Source organism: Streptomyces sp. NPDC012794, assembly GCF_042901085.1.
Taxonomy (GTDB): domain Bacteria; phylum Actinomycetota; class Actinomycetes; order Streptomycetales; family Streptomycetaceae; genus Streptomyces.
This window is the reverse complement of record NZ_JBIBCI010000014.1, coordinates 115,035-138,863: the sequence shown is the minus strand read 5'-3', so window position 1 is coordinate 138,863 and position 23,829 is coordinate 115,035. Positions and strand designations below refer to the sequence as shown.

Genomic DNA, 23,829 nt, shown 5'->3' with positions numbered 1-23,829 from the left:
GGCACGTTGAGGGAATGAGCTCTGCCCTGCGCGTCATCGTCCACCCGCCCGACACCCAGGGCGGCCGCCGCGTACGCGTCGACGGTGAGAACATCGGCCACTCGCCGGGCCGAGCGACATCTTCGAGTTGCGGCGGCGGGCCGGCCTGGACCCCGACGACGGCCGCCTGGACGACGCGCTACTGATCGAGTGGCGCGGCAGCGGGCATGCCCTCTGGAGCCCCGGCCCCGGGGAGCCCTGAGAGCAGCAGTGCGGGCCGCCACCCGCGCCGGGGTGGGCGGCCCGCACCGCTGCTGCGTGTTGACGGCGCCAGGCAACCGCCGCGGTCCGGCTCACCCGGGCCATCCGCGCCGCCTTCCCAAGCCACGGGCGGACTGGATATCGAACCTGCCCGCCGACATTCCCGCCAAGTACCTCGCCCGCCTCGCGAAAGCCCGCCGGCGGAGCGAGCACGGCTAGCGCGAGCTGAAATCCGCCCTGGGCCGGGACCACTTCGAAGGCCACTCCTTCACCGGCTGGCGCCGCCACGTCACCTCGTCACCGCCGCCCACCTCTTCCTGACCAAGCAGCGGAGCAGCCCAAATGCCCTGCCAGGGCCTGGCCTTCTACCAGGCCCTGAGCCTCCTCCAACACCTGCTGGCCGCCTGGACCGGCACCTGCCCCCTGCCGACAACCCACCCCATGGCAGCCCTACGTCACCACAGCACGACGCGGCTGCGCCGGTACCGGGCGGCATGCGGCGCCGCGGCCGGCAGCGGAGACACCGGTTTCGTTCTCTCCGCCGCCTTGCGCTCGTCAGCAGTCCCGGACGTGCGCTGCAAATGCCCGATCTCCATGATTACCCAACGAATAATCAGTTAGAGGCAATTTCCCGCAAGGCCCTTTTGTGCCCTAGGCATGCTGCGCTGTCATATTCCTGCCAGATCGCCCCGTTCATCTCGTTGTACCCATCAGGGGAAGGCAGGAAAATGGGCAGGTTGAGGTACGGAACCACGGCGTCGGCCATCGCGCTGGCCGCCTTGGGATCGCTCGCTTCCGCGGGAGGCACGGCTCACGCGGAAGCGGGCCAGGACACCATCAGCATGCTGAAACAGGAGAAGTCCCAGTGGTGCTGGGTCGCCTCCGGGCTGACCATCGCCAAGTTCCACGGCGTGGGATCCACCCAGACGGACTTCTGCAGCCGTGCCCAGCCCTACTACGGCTGCAACAACCAGCCCGCCACGCTCGACGACATGGCCAGGGGCTGGAGCAGCCTCGGCATGGCGCACCCCGGCTCGGGCCTCAACAGCGCGGCCACGTTCAACCAGGTGTACACCGAGGTCAAGGCGGCCCGGCCGATCGGCGCCCGGATCGGATGGACGTCCGGTGGCGGCCACATGAACGTGGTCTACGGCTTCGACACCTCGAACAGCAGGATCGCCGTGGCCGACCCGTGGCCGGACACCACCACGTACACGTGGTGGAACTACAACGACTACGTGAGCAACAGCTCATCCAAGTGGACCCACTCCCGCATCGGTATCTCCCGCTAAGGCAGGCGACATGCGCGACACCAGCGGCACCGAAACATCCAGCACGCGGGCGGCCTCTCGCTTCCCCCGCCTGTCCGTCGTCCTCGCACTGAGTGCGTGCGCACTGCTGTCCGTCGTCGGTCCGGCGCACGCGGCCCCGGCGAAGGACCCCCTCCCGGCCGACATCCCCGACTACCAGGCGGCTCTCGACGCGGTGAAGTCCGCCGACGTGCGCGACACGGTCTGCCGCTTCCTGCGCACTCCGGTGCCCGGCGAGGGCGCGGGCGGTCCAGTGCAGACGATCCCCGAGACGGCCGAGCCGTGCCAGGGCCTCCCGGCCTTCACGATCAAGGACCCAGTGGCCCTGAACGAGATCACCCCCGGGTTCGTCGCGGGCACAGCCCCGCCACTGCCCACGGAAGCGGTCAAGCTGACGCAGTTGGTCTCGTCACTGAGCACCACCGTGAACGGACGCAACGCCACCGTCATGCTCGCCCCCACCCAGGGCGGCGGCTGGCACCTGGCGGCCGTGCGCGACGGCGACAGCGACGCCGCGTACGCCGGCAAGGCCGCCCTGGGCACGCTGGTCTTCACCGAGCCGCAGATCCGGGGCTGGTACCAGCTCAAGCTCACCACCGTCGAGCCTCTGAACGACCAGGCCCGGCAAGGCCTGGAAGGCCGGGCGTCGGTGTCGCTCGGTGACTACCAGAAGCTGGTCAAGGCCCGCTACGCCGACAAGCTCCCAGGCTCCGAGTACGACACCAAGGGCTACTCGAGCGGCTACAGCCCCCCACGCAAGGAAGACGGCACCTCATCCTCCACCCTGCTCCTCGCCGGCGGCACCAGCGCAACCCTCGCCCTCGCGGGCGCATTCGCGGTACTCCGCCGACGCCGACACCCAAGGACCTGCTGAACCCACGTCACCACGTCCTCGCCATGCTTCCGTTTCCGGTGAACTGAGGGCCGCGGGGCCAGGCGCGGGCGCCCTGCTCCTCGTCCAGTCGCTCACCCCGCAGCTGGACGGGGAGCAGGCCGGCTCGAAACTACGACCGTGCGGCGAAGAAGCTTGTCGTCACGTCACCACCCTCAAGCGGCAGCGCAGGTCCGCCGATAGGGGCCGTACCGGGGGAGGTCCGTTACGCGGGACAAGACGCCGGCCGCCCCCATGGCGGCCCTCAACGCCGGCAAGGCGATCCCGGGGACCGCGTGGGTGCACGACGTCAAGGCGAACAAGGCCGTGGTCACCGCCTACCGCACGGTGAGGGGCAAGACGCAAGACCAGCTCCACACGATGCTCAAGCCGTTGGACGACACGGTCCAGCTGGAACGGACCGACTCCGAGTTCAGGATCCGCCTCATGGGTGGCGAGAGGATCGTCGGTTTCGCCGCGGGCACCGACTGCACGGTGGGCTTCAACGTCAAGAGGGCGGGCAAGCCGAACGCCTTCCGCTTCCCGGGCACTGCGCCGCCGCGGACAAGCAGTGTGCCGTCCTCAGCGGAAGCGGCACGCCCCAGCACACGGCGACCGTGCCCGCCGATGACGCCGTCCTCAACCGGCCGGTAGGCGATCTCGGATACCTTCACCCGCGCCTTCGGCTGCGGCGCAGCAGCAGCGACAAGGCGAGGACGGCGGCCGCGGCAAGCAGAGGCGTGCGGTTGGCCCGCGCCATCGTCGCGGCTTGGTCGGCCTTATCGCGGACCGGGTCCGGGGTCTTGTCCCTGGCGAGCTGTCCGGCCCGTGCCGCGGTGTCGCGTACCTGGGCCGCCGCGTGGGCGGCCTTGTCGAGGACCGGGTCGGGAGTCTTGTCCTTGACCAGCTGAGCTGCCTGCGTTGCTTTGTCCCGGAGCTGGTCGGTGACGAGGGCCGCCTTCTGGGCGGCTTGGTCCTTGATCTCGGCCGTCTTCTCCTTCGCCTGGGCCTTGACGTCGGCCTTGGCCGCCAGTGCCTCGACGGTAGGACAACGGGACGCGACGGCGCCCGGACCAGGGCGGCTGCGGCCAGGCCGATTGCTCCGTCGGCAACGACGTCGGAGGGTAGTGCGCGCCACTGTGGACCCGCTCGATCGCCGTCAGCTTCGTCAGTACTGCGCACGCTGCACCGCCCACGGCCAGGTGGGCGCGACGGCCGCGGTGTGGCCGGAGGGGCCACCCGGCGGTGGGCCGGTGATCACCGTTGCGCAGGGCCGCCGCGCCGCGCCAGGCGGCGGCGGTCTTCATCGCTCCACTTCTGGGTGTCCCGGGGGTGGACGTAGGGCTCCTCGTCCTCGGGATGGCCCCCGGCGATGGCGCGCTGGCGGACCATCTCGGCGTCGAACTCCAGGCCGAGGAGGATCGCCAGATTCGTGATCCACAGCCAGATGAGGAAGATGATCACACCCGCGAGGGTGCCGTACGTCTTGTTGTACGAGCCGAAGTTCGCGACGTAGAACGCGAATCCGGCCGAGGCGATCACCCAGATCACCAGCGCCAGGAAACTCCCGGGGGTGACCCATTTGAAACCGCGGCCCTTGGCGTTGGGAGCGGCCCAGTACAGGATCGCGATCATGATCGTGACGAGCACGACCAGAACCGGCCACTTCGCGATGGACCACACGGTCAGCGCGCTTTCCCCGATCCCGAGGGCGGTCCCGGCCTGGCGGGCCAGGCCGCCGGTGAACACCACGATCAACGCACTGACCACCGCGAGGATCATCAGCGTGATCGTCAGCGCCAGGCGCAGCGGCAGCACCTTCCAGATCGGGCGGCCCTCGGGCATGTCGTAGACGGCGTTCGAGGTACGGATGAACGCAGCCACGTAGCCCGAGGCGGACCAGATGGCCACTGCCAGGCCGACGAGGGCCAGGATGGAGCCGACACCGCTGTTGCCCTGCAGCTGCTGCACCGCGTTGCTGATCACGTCGCGCGCCGAGCCAGGCGTCAGCTTCTGCAGGTTGTCCAGGACCTGCTTCGTCGCCGACTCACCCGCGAGACCCAGCAGTGACACCAGCACCAGCAAGGCCGGGAAGAGCGCCAGCACTCCGTAGTAGGTCAACGCAGCGGCCCGGTCGGCCAGCTCGTCGTCCTTGAACTCCTTCAGCGTGCCGCGAAGTACAGCCATCCACGACCGCTTCGGCATCTGTGAAAGCTGATCCGGCGCCCGCTCCTCAATCCGCTCGTCGGGACCCACGCTGCCGGGCTCTCCGCCGGTGCGCTCGTGGGGGTCACCGTGCTCCTTTTTCGGCTCACGTGTCATGTCGGACGCCTTTCCAGTCACGCCCCTCCCATGCACCGACCGCGAGGCCGGGCCGGCTGAGCGGGGTGCCCGCACGCCAGGAGAGCCGGCACCGGACGCTGCGAGGCCGGCCGCACCAGGCTGCGCGAGTACATCGTGACCGAGGAAGTGCACCAGACCGTCCCCGTCGCCGTGAAGAGGTCCGCGTCGGACGCGAACCGGTTCACCAGCGAGAACTCGATGCTGCCGTGTCCGGCCCCGACATCACCGAGGCCGAACACGAGATGGACCCTCCACGAGGAGAAGCCCTTCGTGGAGACCGAGGCCGTGAGGACGGGCCCGCGGGATGCCGCGAGCCCGCATCGTTCTCAGCAGTCCCCGTCGAGGCGGTCTCAAGGGGAACCGGGGGTGCCGGGGGTGCGGCGCACTTCTTCGGCTGCGTCCTGACCCACCTGGCGCAGGTCCCGCGCTGCCTCCTGGCCGGCGCTCTGCGCGTGGTCCTTGGTCGTCTCCGCGGCGGTTTTGGCGGTGTTCTTCACCGCTTCCACGGCCTGCGCCGCGGGCTCCTGCATCTCCTCCTTGACCTCCTGGACCGCTTCGGCGACCGTCTGCTTGACGGGTTCCAGCAGCTCGTCGGAGTGCTCCCTCAGTTGTCGTCCGGCACGTTCCTCGGCCTCGGAGGCCGGCACGAGCGCGGCCGTGAGCATGCCGGCGCCGAAGGCGATCAGCCCGGCGGCCAGAGGGCTGCCCTGAGTCTGCCGTTTCACCTGCGCGGGCGCCTGCTGAAGGGTCTCGCTCACGGTCCCGCCGACGTCGCTCGCGGTTTCCGCGATGGTGTCGGTGACCTGGCTCAGCCCTTCGGAGGCCCCGTGCGCCGTGCTCTGTGCCGTGCCCATCACACGCTCCCTCACTCCGCTGACCCTGTGGCGCACCGAGGTGACCTTGCGCTGCGCCATCCTGCGGGGGGTCATCCTGTCCGCGAGGGCGTCCACGTTGCGCGCCAGGTGCGCGCGCCGGTACTCCGCGTCGGTCCTCAGCTCGTCGGGTGTCGGGCCCATCGCGCATCCTCCTTCAGCGACTCCACGGTCTGTTCGGGCTTGAGGTGGACATTGCGCCAGCCCGCACGTCCGCTCACGTAGAGCGCCGCGCCGACGGCGGCCCACAGGGCGGTGACGATCAGCGCGGCCCAGGCGATGTGGATCACGTTGGCCATCGCGAAGACGACCGTGAGGCTGGCGAACAGCATCGCCATGTGGCCGGCGTAGCCGGCGCCTCCCAGCAGCCCGCTCGCTTTCCCGGCCTTGGTGAGCTCCTGCGTGAGCTCGGCCTTCGCCAGTTCGATCTCGGTGCGGACCAGCGCGGACATGTCTTGGCCGATCGCCTCGACCAGATCCCCGATCGACGGCTCGGCAGCCTGACGGTGAGGCGGGGCATGGCGCGTCGGCCGTTCCTGGTATGCGGTGGCCACTGTTCACATCCCTTCCACCGGGCGTGATGAGCCGCCGTGGGGCTGCCCACCGCTGGCCGGCGGGTAGGAAGGCGGTGTCGGCACGACATGCGGGGGCTGTGACTGGCCGTAGGTGTCGGTCAGGTCGTCGTAGCCGTCCGGTATGCCGGAGCGTTCGACCGGTGAAGCGCCTCCGTCAGTCCGAGCCCCCGGCCCGGCCGCCGGCCCGCTGCCAGGGTCCCTGCCTGAGTCCGCGGAGGCGGCCGCGCCCACTCCTTTGCCGGCCCTGCCGACCAGGAACCCGGCGATGGCCGCGCCTGCCAGGAAGGCGCCGGGGCGGCGTCGGGCGAAGTCTTGCAGGTCGCTGACCAGCCCGCCGGGCCCGCGCCGCTCGATGCGGTCGGCGGCCGCGTTGCCGCCGTCGGCCAGCTTGCGGGCCACACCGGCCATGGTGGAGTCGGGCGTGCCGCTCTCGCTCATCTCCTGCAGCTCCTGCGCGAGCCGGCGCATGTTGTCCGCGAGGCTCTTGGTCTGCGTCTGTGCCTGCCCCTGGAGCTGATCGCGCAGGTCGCCGGCAAGATTGCGGGCCTGGGAGGTGACCTCGCCGACGACATTGGCCGCCTGCTCCTTCGCCGTCCCGCCTACCTCGGCGGCCTTGCCGCCAACCAGTGCGGCGCCCTCGCTCGCCTTGTCCTGAGCCGTCTGCGCTACCGCCGCCGCGCTGCTGTCCTGCCGGCGGCTCGATGTCTGGAAGTCACTCAAGGCTCCTCCTCGTCAATCGAAGGATCGAGATTCCCCGCCCAGTCAGCACCTGCCCAGGTTTCAGCCCTCAACCCACCCACATCCGTGGCCGTCGACATCAGTAGCCGTCGGCCTCGAGCGGTCACCGTCCTGTGGTGGGTCCTCATCTTCGGTGGTCTGCTGACCGCCCCCAGCCCGGCCTCCGGCATCTCAGCCGGTGAGGCCCTCTTTGTCGCCGCCTACGCCGCATCTTGCTGTGGGGCCCGCTCCTGGCGACGGTGACCTGGTCCACACCACCAGCGCACCAGGCTGGCGTGAGAAGCCGTCGCCATACCGATCATGGAGTCTGCCGATCGAACGGGTATCTCGATCGGGTGATCGCGGGCCTTGCCCGGCATGAGAACAGGGCCTGCCGGTATGCGGGGATAATCCAGGGAAGCGGACGGCCGCGCGCTGCTACGGTCGGGCGCCATGAGCTGGCTTCCCGATGACTTCGTCCACCCCGTCCTGGTACCGCTGCCGGGCGGTGGTCATCACCTGCGGCCGATCCGGGAGGCGGACACCCCGCTCGACTATCCGGCTGTGATGGGTTCACGCGAGCGGCTGTGGACCATTTTCGGCCCGGCCTGGGGCTGGCCCGCGGCCACCATGACCTACGAGGCCGACCAGGCCGACCTTTTGCGGCACGAGAAGGAGATCGCCGAGCACCAGTCCTTCAACTACGCGCTGTTCGACGCGGCGGAGACAGTTCTGCTCGGCTGTGTCTACATCGACCCACCGGAGAGGGTCGGCGCGGACGGCGAGATCTCCTGGTGGGTGGTGGACGAGCTGGTGGGCAGCAAGGTCGAGCAGGCCCTCGACGCTCTGGTGCCGCAGTGGATCGCCGCCGACTGGCCGTTCGAGCGGCCGCGCTTCCTCGGCCGAGAGATCTCCTGGTCGGACTGGCTCGCCCTGCCGCAGCATCCCGACACGTAAGTGGTTGCTACCCGTACCGATCTCGAAGACGGCAGATCGAACGGGAGTCCCGATCGGGTGACTGCGGCGGTTTCGCAGGCAGCCGGCGGTGTTGCACGCCGAGACCGTCGATGTGATGCGCAGCACTCTCCGGGTGCTTTGTGCAGGGCGTGCGGTGCGCCCGCGCCCGGGTTCGACTTGGTCAACTCGCCGGGCCTGCTGCGGGCTGTTGCCCTTGGCGGACGGACCGTTGTGCAGAAGACCACGGCAGGGACGGTCGGCGCCCTCGCGGTCAAGGAGGCGTCGCTGGTGCTGTGCGCCAGCTTCGTGGTGGCGGAGACAACGGCTCGGCTCTTGCGCACGCACACGAGTGACAGTGTCACGTTCGTGGTCACCGGCGACCACGGGCAGGCCGATGAAGACCTGGCCTGTGCTCAATACATCGCCCGCAGGGTCACCGAGCCCGACACGGATTCCGCCGAGTTCCTCCGCCGCGCCGCCGAGTCACGCGCCGCCGCCGAGCTGGCGCGGGGCATACGTCAGGGAGTCCACTCTGGCGACGTTGCACTGTGTCTTGAGATCGACCGGTTCCCCTTCACCATGGTGGCGACGTTGGAAGACTCACCCATGGTCCTGCATCCCTGCGCCGCGCAAGAGCCACTCCCCAGCCGGGTATGCGGACATCAGCTGCAAGTCCCGATGACGGTGGGAGCCGGCCGACGGCGGCGTAGCGCACGTCCTCGCCCTCGGGATCGTCGGCGTTCCACTGCTGGAAGCCTCGCAGGCCGCCGCCGACGGCGTCCATGACGTCCCAGAGTGTCTTCGGCGTGCTCGGGCCGGATGTCGAGGACCGTCGCGGTCGCGCAGGCCGGCCCTGGCACGCCCCGGCGGGTGACGCGGCCTTCGGTACGCGGAGCTCAGGCGGACCCTGGCCGTCCGAGCGATGACCATCGACTCCCCCCTCTCCCCCAGGCCGGGTCTCCTTGGGGAGGGCACGGATCCGGCGCCACTGGCCCTCGTCGCCGATCACGTCTCCCCGATCGACGAGGGCGGCCAGTTTCGTGGGCACGGTCACGACGCGAACCATGTGAGCCTGCCCCTTGGCCCGGACAGAGAACACCGCCCGGACTGGTCGCCGTCACACTGTTGACCCTTCGGGCCGCCGCGGTGTCCGCCACCCCGTTCGCGGTCGAGGCGGTCGTAGAAGGAGCGCGGGCTCTGCAGCCGGGCGGCCTGGGTGCCGTCGGGGTCCGCGTAGACCTTGAGCACCTGCTCGGAGTCGAGGAGGTAGACCTTGGCCTCGGTGCCGGTGGCGAGGAGGTCGGCGGAGTTTCAGCTCGTGGGCGGCGAGGAGTCGCGCTCGGCGTGGGCGGTGGCCAGTTGTTCCAACTCGGCCCCCGGTGGCGTCCCCTGACCGACCGGCGCCGCAAACAACGCGGGCTGCCATCACCTTCTGGCAGGACGTGGATGAGCAGGGAGCCGTACCCGTGTCCGTCGGGCTCCCTGCCACGCAACGGGACTCCCCGAAAGGAACACCGCGGCATTCCTATAAAGGATGTCAGGCTGCGGAAGAACTCCCGCAAGCCGCGCGGACCGGGCCTCAGCCGAGCAGGTGATGGTTCAGTCGCTGTGGCAAGATCCCCGGACTGAAGTCAGGGCCCGCGATCCGCGTCCGCTCCGCGTGAGGTCCGGGCCGGTCGTGGCAGCCCGGCCCCGAACCCCACCTCGGCGTCGGCGGCGCCCTGGCGCGGTCCGGCGACCGTATCGGGTACACCCGCCGCCTCCCCTGGAGGGAGGGGAGGCCGGTTTGTTCAGGGCGGTTGCCCTGCGGCTGTCTTCCGAAGCTCGCGGCTCTACAGCCGGCACCCTGTTTTCAGCAGGGCGTCACACCGGTGGTGCTGGTGCTGTCAGTGCTCGCCGTTGTGGTCGGCCTTGTGGTGGCTGTCCTTGAAGCCGCCGCCGTTGTTGATGCAGGTGTTGCCGAAAGCCGGGTTGAGAACACCGACGACGTTGACGGTGTTGCCGCAGAGGTTGATCGGAATGTGAATGGGCACCTGGACGACGTTGCCGGACAGCACGCCGGGAGAGCCAATGGCAGCGCCCTCGGCAACGGCGTCAGCGGCGGCCATCCCGGCGCCCCCGGCCACCACGGCACCAGCGGCGAAGGTTACGGCTACCGACTTCGCGAAACGCGACATGGAGATCTCCTTGGAAACTGGACCCGCCGCGGGTAGTGCGGCACGGACGCCCTCCCAACAGCACGGCCCTCCCCCCGGTCACGGAAGTTAGGCCGAATGGCCGCCCGTCCTCCCCCGCCGCCAATCCGGAGCCCCCGGCCCCGGCAGAGGGGCGACGGAGGCCCTGGCGGCCTGGTCGGCGCGCGGCTGATGTTCCGTGTAGTACCGCAGGGCACGGCGGACCCCGTCGCGGAACCGCACCCATGTCGACGCGGACTGCACCGACCCTCACCGCAGCCCCGGACCGACCCGCGGGTCGGGCGGAAATGGTCCTGACACCTGACGCTGACACCGCCGCTCACCGTGAACACCACCCCCCGCCGCAGGCACGCGGGGGGGAGGAGGTTCGCGTCAGGTGTCAGCGCCCTGGGCCCGCCCCGGGAGCTCGGGGCGGGGTGTGCATCCCGCCCCTTCATCCGCCGTGCCTGCGTCTCACTCTTACTGCGCCAGCCTGCCCTCTCCCCCACCCCGGACATCACGCACCGACTCCTACCGACTCGCCACCACCCGAGCCCGCGTCGGTGAACACCAAGCCGCAGCGGCTGACCGTTCTCAGCAAGTCACACGTCAGCGATCAGGACATAACGTTCATCGTCCACTGGGCCACCCCAAAGATCCGGATAATCGCTGAGCGGCTCAACGCGCAGGTCGGAAACAAGGGGCCGCACTGCTGCTGCCAGGTCGTCGGCGCTGATTCCTCCGTTCCACGGCAGCGATTCCACGCCGGTCACGTACGGCACACCACTGTCGCCTGCCTCCCTCCACCGACCCTCGACCAGCACCAGCCGGCCGCCGGGACTCAGGCGGGACACCCACTCACCCAACGCGGCCTCCGGATCGGGCAGCGTCCACACCAGATGCCGCGACAGCACGGCGCCGAAGCGCTGTTCCCCCGTCGGGGGCATCATCGCGTCGCCGACCAGGAAGCGGCCTTCGAGACCAGCGCTGCTGAACTTCGCGCAGGCCTGCTCGACCATGCGTGGGGCCAGATCAACTCCTGTGACCCGGTGTCCTTCCTCGGCCAACAACACGGACATCGATCCGGTGCCGCAACCAATGTCGAGCACGTCGACGGGGTCGGCCGGCATCCAGGACTGGAGGAGTCGAGCCCAGGCAGCACGTGTGTGGCCAGCCCGCAGGCCGTGGTCGGGCTCCTCATCGAAGGCCGCTGCAGCGGCATCCCAGTACGCAGTGATCAAAGCAGTGCGGTCAGTCATGAACTGATGCTCTCAGCAACCACTGACACACTCCCGAACTTTGACGAGGTGACGTGGCGGTGGCGGGCAGGTTCGATATCCAGTCCGCCCGTGGCCGCGTCCGGCGGCCGGCACGTGGTCGCGTAAGGAGACCGGTTGGTGCGGTAACGCGGCAGCGGCCGTGGGCCGGGCCACCGTAGGCGGGCTGGTGCGGCACTGCTTCCTCGCCGTGAGCGGTCATCTCGGCCCTGGCCGGCAGGACGTAGACCCGGCCGCGATCCTCCAGTCCGCGGCGAAAGCCGGCGTTGGCGCGGTATCCGGCATCCGCGACCGGTGCGGCCGGCCGCAGACCGATCCGGGCTCGGGCAGGTCGCAGCCGTGCCGGGCTCACATGGCGGCCCGCTTCAGCGGACGATCTTGACTCCGAAACGGCCGCCGAGGGCGAGGCCGAGTGCGGTGTGGAAGTGGGCGTACATCTCCAGGCCTCGGGCTGCCGCGAGGGGTCCGGCGTCGATGACGTCGTTCCAGCCGTAGGAGTTCAGGAGTTCCCGGGCGGCGGTCTTGGCTTCCTGGTGGTCGCCGGCGAGGAACATGGTGTGGTCGCCGCCGCCGAACTCGGCGGGGTTGACGACGGTTTCCTGCTCCTGGGTGACGAAGGTCTTGACGACCTTGGTGCCGGGCAGGGCGCGCTGGATCTGCTCGGCGAGGCTGTCGGTGTCGACGGGGTCCAGCCGCGGCATCTCGCCCCACGGGGTGGGCCAGGAGTGCTCGGGGTCGCCGGGCTGCTGGTAGACGTACGGGACCGCGTAGTCGATCAGCGCCTTCCCGGCGAGGGCCGCGGCGGGAAGGGCGGTCAGCGCGGCGACAGCGTTGGCGCCGTCGATGCCGTTGATGACGAGCTCGCCCGCGTCGGCGGCTTCGGCGAAGGTGGCCAGGGTCAGTTCGGGGTGGGCGGCGTGGAAGGCGGCGAAAGGTTCGGTGCCCATCATGTCGGGCTCGGTACGGGCCAGGGTGGCCTCGGGGTTGCGGGTGCCGATGATGACCTGGTGGCCGAGGGCGGACAGGCGGGCCGCGTGCTGCCGGGCGCCGGCGCCGGTACCGAGAATGGCGATCTTCACAGTGCTGCTCCTGAGTGGGGGAATGCTGCCTGCCGGCAGGAGGCCCGATGGCGACTAAGGTGACATTAGAGGTCACTTAGGTCACGGATCGTCCTAAAGCCACGACGGCCCAAGATGTCATCCAGGCCGACACGCACCCTGCCGAACTCCTTCGGCAGCGCCCGGGGCCACCCTGTCGCTCAGCGGGCCACCGCATATGTGCGGCCGACCGCATCGGCGGATGCTTGCCCGGCAAGAAGGACGAGAACGGCGACCACGTGCTCGACGCCCCGCACCTCGCCCGGCCGCTGGGCCTGCCCAGCCCCCCGATCCCTCCGGATCTCCGCGCACGTCAACCGGCTCGGGAACCAGCGCGGCGTACCGGTCGCGCCCGACGCCTGCCTCGGGCACGATCACGGGGCTGCTGCACGAACGTCCCGATCGTCGCCGGCAGCGTGTCGCTGCGCTCGCCGAGCGGCGGCTGCGCGGCGGCGTCGCCTGCTCGTGACCAAGGGGACGGCCAGCCCTGGCCACCGCTCTAGAATCATCAGGGTGACCGCAAGCACCCACGACATCGAGAAGGCAGCCGGTGTGCTGCGCGCCGGCGGCCTGGTGGCCCTGCCGACCGAAACCGTGTACGGACTGGGCGCCAACGCCGAGGACCCCGCCGCCGTCTCCCGCATCTTCCAGGCCAAGGGACGTCCGCCCTCTCACCCGCTGATCGTTCACATCGGTGGTGCGGAGCAGCTGGACGACTGGGTCCAGGACGTGCCGGAGGCTGCGCGTCTGCTGGCCGGACGTTGCTGGCCGGGGCCGCTGACGCTGGTGCTACGGCGCGGCCGCCGGGTTCCGCTGGAAGCGACTGGTGGCCTGGAGACGGTGGCCGTGCGTGTGCCCGACCACCCCGTTGCCCTCGCGCTGCTGGATGCGTTCGGCGGCGCGATCACGGCTCCGTCCGCCAACCGCTTCGGCTCCGTCAGTCCCACCACCGCAGACCACGTCCGGGCCGAACTCGGCGACACCGTCGACTTCGTGCTGGACGGCGGCTCCTGCCGCGTCGGCGTCGAATCCACCATCGTCGACGCCACCGGCGGCACCCCGACCATCCTGCGGCCCGGCGGGGTGACCCGGGAGGACCTCGAAGCGGTGCTGGGGCGCCCGCTCGCGGTCCCCTCCACGAGTCAGGTCCGGGTGCCGGGCCAGCATCCGTCCCACTACGCGCCCCGTGCGCGAGTTGTCCTCGTCGAGCCCGAGCAGGTCGTCACCGAAGCGGAGACGGCACGCGAACTGGGACACCGGGTGGGTGTCCTTCTGCCCGCCTGTCTCGCCGGCACTCCGGTGAAGGCGCACACCGTCCTGACGGTCCCGGCCGCGATGGCCGAGTACGCGCGCGGGCTGTACGGGTTCTTGCGCCACCTCGACCAGCAGGGATGCGACCTCATCGTCGCCTCCGTGCCCGTGGAGGAGGGGCTGGGCCTGGCGATCGCCAACCGGCTCCGCCGCGCCGCGGGGCCCCGGCCCATCGTCTGACCTGCACCCGCCCTCAGTGACGGCGCTGCCCGTATCCCGCGGCTCGCGCTCCGTGCCGGTAGGGCACGGAGCGAGAGGGGCGTGACCGGCCGGTGGAGGGGTTGGTCAGGACGCGGTGGGGATCTCCACGTCGAGGCCGCGGGCGGCGACGAGCTGCGCGCTGCCGTCGGCCAGCCGGTACGACATGCCCACGACGCCGAGGCGGCCCGCGGCCACCGCCTCGGCCAGGACGCGGGAGCGGTCCAGCAGCAGGTCCACCGTGTGCTCGATGTGCTCGGCCAGGATCTCGTCGGCCGTCTCGCGTCCGGCGGCGCGGGCCGCCAGCACGCTCGGAGTCACCCGTTCGACCACGTCGCGGACGAATCCGCCGGGCGTCTTCCCGTTCTCCAGGGCGGAGCAGGCCGCGGCGACGGCGCCGCACGAGTCGTGACCGAGGACGACGACCAGCGGCGCGTTGAGGACGGCGACGCCGAACTCGATGGAACCGAGGATTTCCGTGCCGGCGACGTGCCCGGCGGTGCGGACCACGAACAGGTCGCCCAGGCCCCGGTCGAAGATGATCTCGGCGGCCAGCCGGGAGTCGGAGCACCCGAACAGCACGGCGAAGGGCTGCTGGGACGGTGCGGTCTGGGTGCGGCGTGCGGCGTCCTGGTTCGGGTGCTCGGGGGCGCCGGTGATGAAGCGCTTGTTACCGGCCATGAGCAGGTCGAAAGCGTCGCGGGGCGACGGCGTCTGGATCTTCTCAGTCATGACGGCAGCCTACGAGGTGACTTCAGCCGACGCACCGGCCGACCCCGGCACGTGCCGGGCGCGGCCTCTCCCCAGTGCCGGTCGAGGGAGATGCCCACGTCCTCGGCCGTGCGAGGCGGCCGCGGCGGCAGGCGGACCGCTGCTGTAGCTGCCGGGGCCGCTGGACCGTACGGCTGGACGACGGCTGCCCCTCTCGGGGGGGGGGTGGACGGCCGCCGCGTTGCTGTCCGGCAGAGCCCGGACGGGGTGGTTACGGGACGCCTGGCCGGGTTCTGCCTGCGTGGGGTGCCGCTCTGCTCAGATGTCCTCGTCGCGCAGGACGCTCTCGTCGCGGAACGGGTCTTCCTCGCGGCGCCGCTTGTTCTCGTCGGGGCTCTTGCCGCGGGACGGTGGACCGGGCTGGGCGTGGACCGGGTCCTGGCCGGGGCGCTGGGGGCGCTGCTGTTCCTCGCGGCCCTTGCCCGGCTCCTGGCGCTTGTCCTGCATACCGCCCATGACGGCGACTCCTTGATGCGTAGGGTGCGGACTCCTCCCCGCCACGCTGACACACGACGTCACAGATCGCACCCTTTCGAATACGGATCGTGATGGGAGGGTGGTCCCGCGGCCCGAGACGGATGCGTCGGGATGCGGCCTTGGGGCGTCGTGCCGAGGATGGGCGCAGCCCCACCCGCCCTCGTCATCAGGAGTCGATTCCCATGCTGGAGCGCACGCTGCGCAAAGACCGCACCGAGGTCACCTTCATCCTTCCCGCGGACACCCCGCCCGGGCCGGTCAGCGTGGTCGGCGACTTCAACGACTGGCAGCCCGGCGTGCACACCCTGCGGCCACGCAAGGACGGGAAGCGGGCGGTGACGGTCGAGCTGCCCGGCGAGAGCACCCACTCCTTCCGGTATCTGGCCGCCGGCGACTACTGGTTCAACGACGAGAGCGCCGGTGACCAGGACGGCCCCAACAGTCGCCTGCACACCTGATCGGCCCAGCCGGCGAGACGTGGGGCCGCCGCGGACGTTGTGAGGGGGCGACACGCGCCCCGCCGGTCCACCCCCACGGGCCGGAATCCGTGTGACGGCCCCGCTACCGCGCCCGGCGGCGGGGCCGTCGTCACACCCCGGGCCGCCGTGAAGGGCCCTCGCGTTCATGACGGAACGATCACGTACCGCCACATTCGTGGGCCGGGTTCGTTGGACGGAGGCATGAACCAGAAAACCGTTTCGCCTCCGGAGTGGGCTGGATTCGCCGGGCTGCCGACGGAGGAGTTCTGGCGGGCATCCGATGCGCCGATCTACGAGGCCGTGGAGCGGCAGTGGCTCGCCCAGGGGCGTGAAGTTCCCCGCCGCCCGGGCCTGCCGACCGCCGTCCGGCACCCGGTGGACGCCGGCGACCTGTTCCGCCGCGCCTGAGCGTCGCACCTCACGCGGCGGGTACAGCCGCTCAGGCGGATTCAGCAGGGGCCCGGTGTCGGCGACTTCGGCCAGATCGGCCAGATCGGCCAGCAGGGTGCGTCGGTTGGGGAATGACATGACGCCACCGCCAGGCACAACCCCGGCGGGAGCCGGGCCGGGCGAAACTACCGGCCCTGGTCGGGTCCCCGCCCGAACGACATCGGCCGCAGGTTCCCGGGCAGGACATGCAGCAGTCACAACTGGCCGGCGGTCATGCCGAGCATCTGCTGGAGCACACCTGGCGGCCCGAGCGGCCCGCGCAGGCACGCGATGCCGCGGCTGATTTCCTTCTCGACCTGCCCCCGCCCCTGGCCACCGACCTGGTGCTGCTGGTGTTTGAACTCGTCGCCAACACCGTGCGCCATGCGGGCGGGGCCAGCGCCGTGAGCCTGCGGGCGGACTGCCGCAGCATTTAGTGATCGCGGCGGATCCCAGCCCTGCCCACCCGCAGGACCGCACCCCCGACCTCACCGGCCACACCGGCGGCTTTCGCTGGCCCCTGGTCCAACGGCTGGCGCTCAGCGTGACGGTGGAGCCGCGGCCCGGGGCCAAGGCGATCACCGCGACCCTGCACCGCTGACCCACCCCGAATATCACTCACTGTGTTTACTGCGCCTCCTATCGGAAACACTGAGTAGCCACAAGGTGTAAGGGTCAAAGGCGAAAGGCGGGACTCATGTCCGTGAGCATCGGAATCATCCTCGTCGCGGTGACGGCGGTCATCGCTGCGATCGCGCTCGCCCCGGCGGTGAAACCCGCGGAATCCGACCAGACCGCAGCCCGGTCCGGCGATGAGGACGCACGCGGGACCGGCCCGAGCAGGCGTCCTTCCCGTCGGCTGCACCGCGTCCCACCGCAGTCGACCGGAGACCGCAGGCGAAGCTTCGACTGACCGGCGGCCCGTGCGGTTGTGCGAGGGCTGTCCGGGTCGGTGAGGCCAGGATTCCGGAATTCGAGGGCGAGGCAAGACAAGGGGGCGGGCCCACGGCCCTCGCGGGCCCACCCCCTGTCCGGGGGTTACACCAGGGCGCCAAGGAACGGAGGCGCCAGCGGGCACTGGATCAGACCGGCGCGGCGCCGCAGGGAGGGGGTGAACGTAGGGCTCCTCGTCCTCGGGGTGGTTGTCGGCGATAGCGCGCTGGCGGACCATCCCGGCATCGACTCCAGGCGTAGGAGGATCGCGAGATTCCTGATCAACAGCCAGATCAGGGAGACGACGACCATACGACGCGGCTGACTTGTGTGCGTCCGTCCAGACCCCCGGCAGTCCGCGACCCGATTCCGCGCCCAGCGTGGGGCTGCGTCAGCCCCCTCTATGCCTTTCCGCGGCCCTGCAAGGGCGCCGCTGGCCTCCGGGCCCGGCATGACTGTGTCCCCCCTGTCGAACGGATGACCTGGGGAGGTGTCACCAGACCCGGAAGGTGCCGTCGGAGACGCTGATGAGAGGTCCGGCCACCGCGTCCGGTCCGGCGCAATGTCGGACAGCTCACGGACGGCAGGTCTGGATAGCGTGGATGCGGGAGCACGACACCACCACCGAGGCTGGCACGTTCAACTCCCTCGCAGGGGCGCGATGTTCGGCACCGAAGACGTGGGCGTGTTCCTCGGCCTGGAGGTCGGCAAGAGTGCCCATCACGGGCACGGACTGATTACGGCCGGCAAGAAGGTCTTCGACCAGCAGCTGCCCAGCAACGAGCCGAAGCCGCGGGCCGTCCTCGACAAGCCGCCGCGAAGGACGCCGCGGTCATCGCGGACGCCGCCCGCACCCGGCCTCAGGCACTGCGCTCGCTGGAGCGACTGACGAGATCACCGCCGAGCTCACCATGCTGACCGGCTACGACCAGGACCTCGCCGCCGAGGCCACCCGCACCAGCAACCGGATACGCGGCCCGCTCACCGAGTCCACCCCAGCCTCCCGGTGGGCCCGGCGCCGGAGCTGCCTGTGTGCCGACGGCTGGCCCGCTGGTCGTTGGGTTCGGGATGGTGTGCCGGATCTGGCGCGTCACCGCCGCGCGATACGGGAGCTCTGCCACAGGGCGGGTGACCGACCGCATGCCCACGGGCGCGTACCGCAACCGCGCCCGGAGTGCGGCACGACAATGTCTTGGGGCGTCCGCCCATGTCCTCCAGCCCCGCGGCGACGGCACCCGGGCCGCCACCGTCAGGCAACATGTCAACAGGACGAGCCACCGGGGACGCGGCGAAGGGCGGGCGCTGGTGCGTTTGGCGCACTGCGGGCTCCCGGATCCGGACCGCGACCGGCGGCCCCGCCCCGCATTGGCCCGTGGGTAAAGTAATGGGGTCATGGAGGTGTGACCGTGCACGATAGTTGGCCTGTAGAGCCAGGTCCGTGCTCAGCGACGGGAGAGATCCCGCAGACGTCCCGACGGGTCAAGGTGTGGGCGAGGCCTCGGTGAGTGCCATCCATTCTCGGACCGTCTCCTGGTGCGAACCGCTGGCCGTGCTCGCAGCCGCTGCTTCAGCGTCCTCGACGGAGCACGGTTTCCCTGCTCGGGTGAGCAGGACTAGTGGCCACGCAGGGCCCGCACCAGCCGGCTCTCCATCGAAGGCAGTCCAGTCCCAGGGGCCGTCGAACCGCCATGCCCGGCCGATGATGTCGGCGACTTCGTCGCCCACCTGGAGAGACGCGTAGGGACGCATCAGCAGTTCGAAGGTGAAGGGGATCCCGTCGCCGGGGTGGATGGTGTACCCCGAGCCATCGAGATGGCTCCCGTCTGGGAACTCGCGATAGGACAGGCCTCGGCGCAGCACCGTCACGGTCTGGGTGGGATGTGGCAGCCAGGCCGTCTCCAGTGGGGGATCGTGGTGGTCGACGGCCGTTACGTGCACCACGGTGGGCGGCACGCCGACCCGGCAGACGTCTCCAGCCTTCAGCTGTTCGGGCGGAGGGTCCGTTCGGAACAGTTCGGCCTCCACCTCAGGCGCGACGTGCCCGCTTCCGCCCACGCCGAGGGCGACGATCCCGTTCCAGTGCGCGAACTCGTTATCGCCGTCGATTTCCCACCACGGCCACCGCACCGCCACGTGGTCCCACGTGACACCCTGCTCGACTCTGGTAACCGTGAAGGGGCACGCGACCGACAGCACGTCACCGACCCGGAAGTCCCCCTCATTCATCATTCAGCCAGGGTAGACGGGCCCTCTCGGCTGTCCACGAGGGCCACTAGCCAGGGGCCTGCTCGGGCCCGTGGGCCACCTGCCGCGCGCATGGGCCAACTAGCGTGCTCAAAGGCCACCTATCGCGCACAGCCACAGGAGGGCGATCGCCGCAGGTAGCAGTGGTAGGGCCCCCGCCATTGGAGCTGGCGTTCGATAGCGCCCGCTGGGTGCACGTAGGAGGGGTAGGTTGTAGGTAGCCATTGGTGATAGCCGCGCTGCCGCGTCCCCACCCCCGTGGGGGCACCCCGGAGCGGGCCTCCTCAATCGAGCGGCCGCCGTGGAGGCCGTCCACTTCTTTCCCGCAGTCACGCGCGGAAAGGGAGGGCTCCGAACCCCAAGGCGGCAACCATGAACCCCGAGCACCCCCGCACCCTTGCCACACCCTGCCCCGGTTCCGGCCCTGCGTTGTCCGAGGCCATCTGTGAGAAGCGAGCCGATCATGTGCTAATCCGGGCCCGGGGCGAGTTCGACTACGACACCACCGACGTCCTGCGCGACGCCCTCGCAGCCCTCGACGGCGACCTCGCCGTCATCGACCTCAGCCACGTCACCTTCGCCGACACCGCCCTCGTGCACGCCCTGCTCGACGCCCGCGCCGAACGCGAACTCGTCCTCACCGGCCCCCTCCCCCACCACCTCCAGATGCTCCTCGACGAGACCGGCACCCGAAACTGCTTCGTTTACACCGCCGAGAGCAACCACACCTGATACCGCCCGCCCCTCGTCCGCGGCGACCACCGCACCCGGAACTCACCCGCCCGGAGCCAGGTGAACATGGACGGTCTTGCCACCGGGAACAGGGCGGGCCTCCACCCGCGAGGCCAGGCGCTGCACCAGAGGCCACCCATGGCCGCCGGTGCCCCGGCCCACCCAGCATCGGCTCTGCCGGGGGCCGCAGCACCATTCCCGAGTCCTCCGTCCGAAGCCCTTCCGCGTTGAACCACTTCAGAGTTCCCGTAGCCCTGAGTCATGCCTGACATCCACAGCAAAACGCCCACGCCGAGTCGTGGGCAAAGGGAAACGTGCGAACCACGACAGCTGACTCAGACGGCACAGCTTTCTCTACGTCGCGTGGCCGTGGCGTAGCCGTCCCTGGCGTAGCGTCGTGGAGGCGGTGGCAGCCGGCGAGCCGGGACATGGTGCGCTCGATGATCCAGCGGTGGCGGCCCAGCCGCTGTGAGGACTCGATCCTTTTGCGGGCTACGCGGTGGGCAATGCCGCGTCCACGTAACCATTACCGCAGGTGGGGGTAGTCGTAGCCCTTGTCCGCCTGGAGCTTTCCCGGCTTGCGCCGCCTGCGCCCACGGCGGGAGCGGGTCGGCGGCCGGTCCGCTCGGTGATCAAGTGGATCTTCGAGCCGTACTTGCCCCGGTCCACAGGCTTCGGACCCGTCAGGTCCCCCTTATCAGGGCCCGTATGTTCACCGAGTCGGATCGCGTCCCGGGCGGCACCTCCCGCCTGTTGGCCGACGGGCGGCGGTGGCCCGCAGGACTGCCTATCCGTGCAGCCGACGGCGCAGGAGGGGCCCAGCCCAGCATCCGCACCATGCCCCCACCTCACTGGCCAGCCCAGCTTCGTCGAGTGCCGCTCACGGGGTGGCTACCCGAGCCAGACGATGCTCAGGACGGACAAGCCCCCGGTGAGGCGGTTGGCCACGTAGACGACGGACAGCTGCCCGACGGACGCGGCCCGGACGTCCTCCCCCTCCGCATCGCCGGCGTTCCACTGGGGCCAGCCCCACGGGGAGCGGACCGCGATGTCCAGGACATCGCGGACCATCTCGCGAGCCGGCTCGGGAAGCCCGGCGAGCGTCTTCGCGGCTTCCGGGGACAGACGCACCTCCCACCGCTGACCGGTCACCCGCGGGCTCCGAGGATGTCGTCCAGATCCACGAAGCCGGAGTCGTCACGGCCCGAGTCCACAAAGGCGTCGACCGCCGGGGCTGCGGCTACGCGCAACTGCCAGATCCGCACCACGTCGTGCAACGGGGTGAGGCTGAAGGAGTCGCGGGCGTCCTCCAGGGCCTTGGCCCAGTCCCGCTCGAACGCCGGCACCCACATCTGCGCGCGGCGGTCGGCGCGTAGCTGCGCGAGCAGTTCGGCCGCAGCGCCGGGCGCGGGTGCGTACGGCGGTACGGGTACGTGGTCGACGGGTTGAGCGCTCACGGGCTCCTCCAGGCAGGTTGTACCGCCACGGTAGCCGCCGCGGTGGTGGAGGGAAGAGGGATTCGGCCCTCACGGCTGGTGGAGGTAGCTCTCTCGACGTAGTGGCGGGGCGCGGGCCTCGCTCGTGCCCAACCCTGCCCTCACCTTCTCCATCGGAATGCCGGCCGCATCCCTCTCCTAGAACGCCGCTGTGCGGGTGCTGTTGCCTGCCCTGCGCTGTCAGGAGCAGAACCAGGGCGTCGTAGCGGGCGGTCCCCAGCGCGGTGGCCACCGCTTCGGCGGACACGCCGTCGTCTCGGGGCGCGCCAGCGGTGTCCCGGCCGGCCCGGGCTGCGAGCCGCTCGAGCACACCGGCGGCGCGCGGCGCGGCCAACGGCGCGTCCGCGACGGGTGACGGTCAGCTGCTCGGCCGTCTCGACCAGTCCAGGGGGGCTGAGCCGGGCCGCGCCATCCGCACGCACACACGGCCCGCAACGCCTCCGCGCGCGGGCGGCGGGCCTGGCCGTCGTACGCCGACCGGTGCGTGGTCGACGGCACGTCCGGGCCGATCCCGACATGGGCCCATCCTGCTCAACCCGGGCGGGGGCGTCCCGGCTCCTGCGGGACGCCCCACCCAGCCCACGGTCAGCCGCGCGTAGGCGGCGTCGATGAGCTTGTCGGCGGAGGCTCCGGCTGCCGGCTTGACCCTGAAGATCCAGGGCCCGTAGGCGTCGCTGTTCACGTCCTGGGGGGTGTCCGCACCGGCACCGGCCCCCGATGACCGGTCCGCCGCCTTCTTGGGCAAGCTCGGTCCATGGGCCACTTCGACGCCGCCCACCGGCAGTTATCGACCACCGTGTAGGACAGTCCGATGGCTTCCGCGAGCTTCGGCAGCTCGGGGCGGTCGCGGGTCCGTGGCCGGTTTGTGCTGCTGCCGTGGTTGTACGGACCGACGAGCGGCCTCATGCCGTGGTTGCGCGGTCCGGGGAACTGGGGTGAAAGGTGGAGGCGGGGGATCAACCCGTCGGGCGACGAGCGGACGCCGGAAGGGCACGTAGCGTTCCTGGCTGTCGCCCCCGGCGCCCGGGACGGGAGCGGCACCTTCCTGCAAGGGAGGGACCCGCGCTGTGGTTGGGCGGGTCCCGGTCGATGTGCGTTGAAGGGGAGAATCATGATCAACACCAGGAAGTCCGCTGTGCTGCTGTCCGGTGGTGCTCTGGCCGCCGCCGTCCTGATGGGTACGGCCGGTGTCGCCTCGGCGGCCCCGGCGGGAGCCGGGGCGCCCGTGACGGCGGCCGCGACGGCCTCCGGCTGGTACTGCGGCTGGGAGGACGGCACGCCGTACACCGACCGGGGCGACCGCGGTGACAAGGTGCGCGAGGTGCAGTGCCTCCTGAGGGACGTCTGGCACTTCGACATCGGCAGGTACGGGGTCGACGGCGACTTCGGCAAGGCCACCGAGGACGCGGTGAAGGCCTTCCAGCGCAGCCGGGGGCTCGCCGCCGACGGCAAGGTCGGCCCCAACACCTGGCGCAAGCTGCGCGGGCAGTGACGGCGGCCTGTCGGTCGGTGAGCTGATACGACGGGGGATCACCGATCGGTGCCGGCCCGCCCTGGCGGGCAGGCACCACCGGCGGCCGGGCCGGCCGGGCGTACGTCGCGCAGCGCGGCGGACGTCCCGGCCACGGCGCTAGGACGAGGACCGTTGCGTCTGCTCCCGGCCGGGGGACAGCAGGCCGCTCTCGTAGGCGACGACCACGGCCTGCGCGCGGCTCTGCAGGCCGAGTTTGGACATGACGCGGTTGAGGTGGGTCTTGACGGTGGCGATGCTCACCACCAGCCGCTGGGCGATCTGCTCGTTGGTGAGGCCCTGCCCCACGAGGTGCAGCACCTCCGTTTCGCGTTCCGTGAGGCCCCCGAGGCTGGCGGGCTGTGCCCGCGGAGCCTGCGGCCGGTGGGCGAAGGTTTCGACGAGCCGGCGGGTGACGGTGGGGGCGAGCAGCATCTCGCCTTCGGCGATCAGGGCGACAGCCGCCAGGAGCCGCTCGGGCGGGGTGTCCTTGAGGAGGAATCCGCTGGCGCCGGCCCGCAGGGCCGCGTACACGTACTCGTCGAGATCGAACACCGTGAGCATGACGATCTTCGGCTTGGGGTGGGGTGCCTGGTCGAGGATGTACTCAAGGGCGGTGATGCCGCTCATGCCCGGCAGCCGGATGTCCATCAGGATCACGTCCGGCCGCAGCGAGGCGGCGAGTTCGACCGCCTCTTCACCGGTCGCCGCCTGCCCCACGGCCTCTAAACCGGGTGCCGCCGCGGCGAGCGCTGCCAGCCCGGCCCGGATGAGCACCTGGTCGTCCACGATCAGCAGCCGTGTCATCGCTGCCGT

The 23,829-nt window shown here is 70.6% G+C and carries 27 protein-coding genes and 4 pseudogenes; 15 read left to right on the top strand and 16 right to left on the bottom strand.

What is annotated here, in order from left to right:
• Window positions 1-14 precede the first annotated feature (14 nt).
• From ACFY7H_RS24755 to ACFY7H_RS24740, 4 genes are all read left to right on the top strand, one after another.
• The gene (locus ACFY7H_RS24755) at window positions 15-185 is read left to right on the top strand and encodes a hypothetical protein (protein ID WP_388941659.1); all 171 of its coding nucleotides are present in this window, start codon (window positions 15-17) and stop codon (window positions 183-185) included.
• A gap of 897 nt (window positions 186-1,082) precedes the next feature.
• Window positions 1,083-1,532 carry a papain-like cysteine protease family protein gene (locus tag ACFY7H_RS24750; RefSeq protein ID WP_388941656.1) on the top strand — a complete coding sequence of 150 codons (450 nt, stop codon included), beginning with the start codon at window positions 1,083-1,085 and terminating at the stop codon, window positions 1,530-1,532.
• A gap of 10 nt (window positions 1,533-1,542) precedes the next feature.
• Complete coding sequence (locus ACFY7H_RS24745) at window positions 1,543-2,424, top strand: hypothetical protein (RefSeq protein ID WP_388941653.1); 882 nt, start codon at window positions 1,543-1,545, stop codon at window positions 2,422-2,424.
• 252 nt (window positions 2,425-2,676) lie between these two features.
• Complete coding sequence (locus ACFY7H_RS24740) at window positions 2,677-3,075, top strand: alpha-lytic protease prodomain-containing protein (RefSeq protein WP_388941650.1); 399 nt, start codon at window positions 2,677-2,679, stop codon at window positions 3,073-3,075.
• A 16-nt stretch (window positions 3,076-3,091) separates the two neighbouring features.
• Here ACFY7H_RS24740 and ACFY7H_RS24735 read toward each other — a convergent pair whose 3' ends face one another.
• Both ACFY7H_RS24735 and ACFY7H_RS24730 read right to left on the bottom strand, forming a co-directional pair.
• Window positions 3,092-3,559, bottom strand: a complete 468-nt coding sequence (locus tag ACFY7H_RS24735) for a hypothetical protein (protein ID WP_388941646.1) — start codon at window positions 3,557-3,559, stop codon at window positions 3,092-3,094.
• Between the two features lie 119 nt (window positions 3,560-3,678).
• A complete protein-coding gene (locus ACFY7H_RS24730; RefSeq protein WP_388941643.1) occupies window positions 3,679-4,743 on the bottom strand; it encodes a YihY/virulence factor BrkB family protein in 1,065 nt (354 codons plus the stop codon).
• Window positions 4,744-4,878: 135 nt separating this feature from the next.
• On the opposite strand from ACFY7H_RS24730, the gene ACFY7H_RS24725 reads away from it, so the two are divergent.
• Window positions 4,879-5,169 carry a hypothetical protein gene (locus tag ACFY7H_RS24725; protein WP_388941640.1) on the top strand — a complete coding sequence of 97 codons (291 nt, stop codon included), beginning with the start codon at window positions 4,879-4,881 and terminating at the stop codon, window positions 5,167-5,169.
• Here ACFY7H_RS24725 and ACFY7H_RS24720 read toward each other — a convergent pair.
• Genes ACFY7H_RS24720 through ACFY7H_RS24710 form a run of 3 tightly spaced genes read right to left on the bottom strand, consistent with a single transcriptional unit; the run spans window position 5,115 to window position 6,931 of the window.
• A complete protein-coding gene (locus ACFY7H_RS24720; protein WP_388941637.1) occupies window positions 5,115-5,780 on the bottom strand; it encodes a DUF3618 domain-containing protein in 666 nt (221 codons plus the stop codon). The genes ACFY7H_RS24725 and ACFY7H_RS24720 overlap by 55 nt on opposite strands.
• Window positions 5,756-6,190 carry a phage holin family protein gene (locus ACFY7H_RS24715; RefSeq protein WP_388941634.1) on the bottom strand — a complete coding sequence of 145 codons (435 nt, stop codon included), beginning with the start codon at window positions 6,188-6,190 and terminating at the stop codon, window positions 5,756-5,758. The genes ACFY7H_RS24720 and ACFY7H_RS24715 overlap by 25 nt, the downstream gene beginning before the upstream one ends.
• 3 nt (window positions 6,191-6,193) lie before the next feature.
• Window positions 6,194-6,931, bottom strand: a complete 738-nt coding sequence (locus ACFY7H_RS24710) for a hypothetical protein (protein ID WP_388941631.1) — start codon at window positions 6,929-6,931, stop codon at window positions 6,194-6,196.
• Window positions 6,932-7,381: 450 nt separating this feature from the next.
• On the opposite strand from ACFY7H_RS24710, the gene ACFY7H_RS24705 reads away from it, so the two are divergent.
• Both ACFY7H_RS24705 and ACFY7H_RS24700 read left to right on the top strand, forming a co-directional pair.
• A complete protein-coding gene (locus ACFY7H_RS24705) occupies window positions 7,382-7,885 on the top strand; it encodes an N-acetyltransferase (protein WP_388941628.1) in 504 nt (167 codons plus the stop codon).
• A 153-nt stretch (window positions 7,886-8,038) separates the two neighbouring features.
• Window positions 8,039-8,512 (top strand): annotated as a pseudogene (locus tag ACFY7H_RS24700) (2-phosphosulfolactate phosphatase); the annotation flags it as partial.
• A 1,259-nt stretch (window positions 8,513-9,771) separates the two neighbouring features.
• On the opposite strand, the gene ACFY7H_RS24695 reads toward ACFY7H_RS24700, so the two are convergent.
• From ACFY7H_RS24695 to ACFY7H_RS24680, 4 genes and pseudogenes are all read right to left on the bottom strand, one after another.
• A complete protein-coding gene (locus ACFY7H_RS24695) occupies window positions 9,772-10,062 on the bottom strand; it encodes a chaplin (RefSeq protein ID WP_388941625.1) in 291 nt (96 codons plus the stop codon).
• 599 nt (window positions 10,063-10,661) lie between these two features.
• Window positions 10,662-11,318, bottom strand: a complete 657-nt coding sequence (locus tag ACFY7H_RS24690) for a class I SAM-dependent methyltransferase (RefSeq protein ID WP_388941622.1) — start codon at window positions 11,316-11,318, stop codon at window positions 10,662-10,664.
• Window positions 11,311-11,727, bottom strand: a pseudogene (locus tag ACFY7H_RS24685) (transposase); the annotation flags it as partial. The gene ACFY7H_RS24690 and the pseudogene ACFY7H_RS24685, both read right to left, overlap by 8 nt.
• Entirely contained in the window at window positions 11,702-12,415 is a 714-nt protein-coding gene (locus ACFY7H_RS24680) for an NADPH-dependent F420 reductase (RefSeq protein WP_388941619.1), read from the bottom strand. The gene ACFY7H_RS24680 and the pseudogene ACFY7H_RS24685, both read right to left, overlap by 26 nt.
• Window positions 12,416-12,946: 531 nt before the next feature.
• Between ACFY7H_RS24680 and ACFY7H_RS24675 the strand changes: the two genes are divergently transcribed.
• Complete coding sequence (locus ACFY7H_RS24675) at window positions 12,947-13,924, top strand: L-threonylcarbamoyladenylate synthase (RefSeq protein WP_388941616.1); 978 nt, start codon at window positions 12,947-12,949, stop codon at window positions 13,922-13,924.
• A 105-nt stretch (window positions 13,925-14,029) separates the two neighbouring features.
• Here the strand turns inward: ACFY7H_RS24675 and ACFY7H_RS24670 are convergent, their stop codons facing one another.
• Both ACFY7H_RS24670 and ACFY7H_RS24665 read right to left on the bottom strand, forming a co-directional pair.
• Window positions 14,030-14,674 carry a carbonic anhydrase gene (locus tag ACFY7H_RS24670; protein ID WP_388931360.1) on the bottom strand — a complete coding sequence of 215 codons (645 nt, stop codon included), beginning with the start codon at window positions 14,672-14,674 and terminating at the stop codon, window positions 14,030-14,032.
• 297 nt (window positions 14,675-14,971) lie between these two features.
• A complete protein-coding gene (locus ACFY7H_RS24665; RefSeq protein ID WP_388941613.1) occupies window positions 14,972-15,169 on the bottom strand; it encodes a hypothetical protein in 198 nt (65 codons plus the stop codon).
• Window positions 15,170-15,372: 203 nt separating this feature from the next.
• On the opposite strand from ACFY7H_RS24665, the gene ACFY7H_RS24660 reads away from it, so the two are divergent.
• The 5 genes and pseudogenes from ACFY7H_RS24660 to ACFY7H_RS24640 all read left to right on the top strand — a co-directional run.
• Window positions 15,373-15,648: an isoamylase early set domain-containing protein gene (locus ACFY7H_RS24660; RefSeq protein ID WP_388941611.1), complete on the top strand. Its 276-nt coding sequence runs from the start codon at window positions 15,373-15,375 to the stop codon at window positions 15,646-15,648.
• A 222-nt stretch (window positions 15,649-15,870) separates the two neighbouring features.
• Window positions 15,871-16,077, top strand: coding sequence for a hypothetical protein (locus ACFY7H_RS24655; RefSeq protein ID WP_388941609.1), 207 nt, complete (start codon window positions 15,871-15,873; stop codon window positions 16,075-16,077).
• 227 nt (window positions 16,078-16,304) lie between these two features.
• Window positions 16,305-16,535, top strand: a complete 231-nt coding sequence (locus ACFY7H_RS24650) for a hypothetical protein (protein WP_388941607.1) — start codon at window positions 16,305-16,307, stop codon at window positions 16,533-16,535.
• Window positions 16,535-16,699, top strand: a complete 165-nt coding sequence (locus tag ACFY7H_RS24645; RefSeq protein WP_388941604.1) for a hypothetical protein — start codon at window positions 16,535-16,537, stop codon at window positions 16,697-16,699. The genes ACFY7H_RS24650 and ACFY7H_RS24645 overlap by 1 nt, the downstream gene beginning before the upstream one ends.
• Before the next feature lie 993 nt (window positions 16,700-17,692).
• Window positions 17,693-18,032: pseudogene (locus tag ACFY7H_RS24640) on the top strand (transposase); the annotation flags it as partial.
• Between the two features lie 478 nt (window positions 18,033-18,510).
• Here the strand turns inward: ACFY7H_RS24640 and ACFY7H_RS24635 are convergent.
• Window positions 18,511-19,260, bottom strand: coding sequence for a hypothetical protein (locus ACFY7H_RS24635; protein ID WP_388941602.1), 750 nt, complete (start codon window positions 19,258-19,260; stop codon window positions 18,511-18,513).
• Between the two features lie 387 nt (window positions 19,261-19,647).
• Here ACFY7H_RS24635 and ACFY7H_RS24630 point away from each other — a divergent pair, with 387 nt between their 5' ends.
• On the top strand, window positions 19,648-20,007 hold the full coding sequence (locus tag ACFY7H_RS24630) for an STAS domain-containing protein (RefSeq protein WP_388941600.1): 360 nt from the start codon (window positions 19,648-19,650) through the stop codon (window positions 20,005-20,007).
• 397 nt (window positions 20,008-20,404) lie between these two features.
• Here the strand turns inward: ACFY7H_RS24630 and ACFY7H_RS24625 are convergent.
• From ACFY7H_RS24625 to ACFY7H_RS24615, 3 genes and pseudogenes are all read right to left on the bottom strand, one after another.
• Window positions 20,405-20,729: pseudogene (locus ACFY7H_RS24625) on the bottom strand (IS5/IS1182 family transposase); the annotation flags it as partial.
• A 169-nt stretch (window positions 20,730-20,898) separates the two neighbouring features.
• A complete protein-coding gene (locus ACFY7H_RS24620) occupies window positions 20,899-21,159 on the bottom strand; it encodes a type II toxin-antitoxin system RelE/ParE family toxin (RefSeq protein ID WP_388941597.1) in 261 nt (86 codons plus the stop codon).
• A complete protein-coding gene (locus ACFY7H_RS24615; RefSeq protein WP_388941593.1) occupies window positions 21,156-21,464 on the bottom strand; it encodes a DUF6247 family protein in 309 nt (102 codons plus the stop codon). Before ACFY7H_RS24615 ends, ACFY7H_RS24620 begins: the two co-directional genes overlap by 4 nt.
• Window positions 21,465-22,614: 1,150 nt before the next feature.
• Here ACFY7H_RS24615 and ACFY7H_RS24610 point away from each other — a divergent pair.
• A complete protein-coding gene (locus ACFY7H_RS24610; RefSeq protein ID WP_388941589.1) occupies window positions 22,615-22,995 on the top strand; it encodes a peptidoglycan-binding protein in 381 nt (126 codons plus the stop codon).
• 138 nt (window positions 22,996-23,133) lie between these two features.
• Here ACFY7H_RS24610 and ACFY7H_RS24605 read toward each other — a convergent pair whose 3' ends face one another.
• Window positions 23,134-23,820 carry a response regulator gene (locus ACFY7H_RS24605; RefSeq protein WP_388941586.1) on the bottom strand — a complete coding sequence of 229 codons (687 nt, stop codon included), beginning with the start codon at window positions 23,818-23,820 and terminating at the stop codon, window positions 23,134-23,136.
• Between the last annotated feature and the right edge of the window lie 9 nt (window positions 23,821-23,829).

Bases quoted from the DNA above. Each gene is read 5' to 3' on its own strand.
- ACFY7H_RS24660 (WP_388941611.1), top strand. From the start codon at position 15,373: ATGCTGGAGCGCACGCTGCGCAAAGACCGCACCGAGGTCACCTTCATC.
- ACFY7H_RS24750 (WP_388941656.1), top strand. From the start codon at position 1,083: ATGCTGAAACAGGAGAAGTCCCAGTGGTGCTGGGTCGCCTCCGGGCTG.
- ACFY7H_RS24755 (WP_388941659.1), top strand. From the start codon at position 15: ATGAGCTCTGCCCTGCGCGTCATCGTCCACCCGCCCGACACCCAGGGC.
- ACFY7H_RS24690 (WP_388941622.1), bottom strand. From the start codon at position 11,318: ATGACTGACCGCACTGCTTTGATCACTGCGTACTGGGATGCCGCTGCA.
- ACFY7H_RS24730 (WP_388941643.1), bottom strand. From the start codon at position 4,743: ATGACACGTGAGCCGAAAAAGGAGCACGGTGACCCCCACGAGCGCACC.
- ACFY7H_RS24740 (WP_388941650.1), top strand. From the start codon at position 2,677: ATGGCGGCCCTCAACGCCGGCAAGGCGATCCCGGGGACCGCGTGGGTG.
- ACFY7H_RS24635 (WP_388941602.1), bottom strand. From the start codon at position 19,260: ATGATGAATGAGGGGGACTTCCGGGTCGGTGACGTGCTGTCGGTCGCG.
- ACFY7H_RS24655 (WP_388941609.1), top strand. From the start codon at position 15,871: ATGAACCAGAAAACCGTTTCGCCTCCGGAGTGGGCTGGATTCGCCGGG.
- ACFY7H_RS24720 (WP_388941637.1), bottom strand. From the start codon at position 5,780: ATGGGCCCGACACCCGACGAGCTGAGGACCGACGCGGAGTACCGGCGC.
- ACFY7H_RS24610 (WP_388941589.1), top strand. From the start codon at position 22,615: ATGATCAACACCAGGAAGTCCGCTGTGCTGCTGTCCGGTGGTGCTCTG.
- ACFY7H_RS24705 (WP_388941628.1), top strand. From the start codon at position 7,382: ATGAGCTGGCTTCCCGATGACTTCGTCCACCCCGTCCTGGTACCGCTG.
- ACFY7H_RS24745 (WP_388941653.1), top strand. From the start codon at position 1,543: ATGCGCGACACCAGCGGCACCGAAACATCCAGCACGCGGGCGGCCTCT.
- ACFY7H_RS24665 (WP_388941613.1), bottom strand. From the start codon at position 15,169: ATGGGCGGTATGCAGGACAAGCGCCAGGAGCCGGGCAAGGGCCGCGAG.
- ACFY7H_RS24630 (WP_388941600.1), top strand. From the start codon at position 19,648: ATGAACCCCGAGCACCCCCGCACCCTTGCCACACCCTGCCCCGGTTCC.
- ACFY7H_RS24670 (WP_388931360.1), bottom strand. From the start codon at position 14,674: ATGACTGAGAAGATCCAGACGCCGTCGCCCCGCGACGCTTTCGACCTG.
- ACFY7H_RS24650 (WP_388941607.1), top strand. From the start codon at position 16,305: ATGCAGCAGTCACAACTGGCCGGCGGTCATGCCGAGCATCTGCTGGAG.
- ACFY7H_RS24605 (WP_388941586.1), bottom strand. From the start codon at position 23,820: ATGACACGGCTGCTGATCGTGGACGACCAGGTGCTCATCCGGGCCGGG.
- ACFY7H_RS24695 (WP_388941625.1), bottom strand. From the start codon at position 10,062: ATGTCGCGTTTCGCGAAGTCGGTAGCCGTAACCTTCGCCGCTGGTGCC.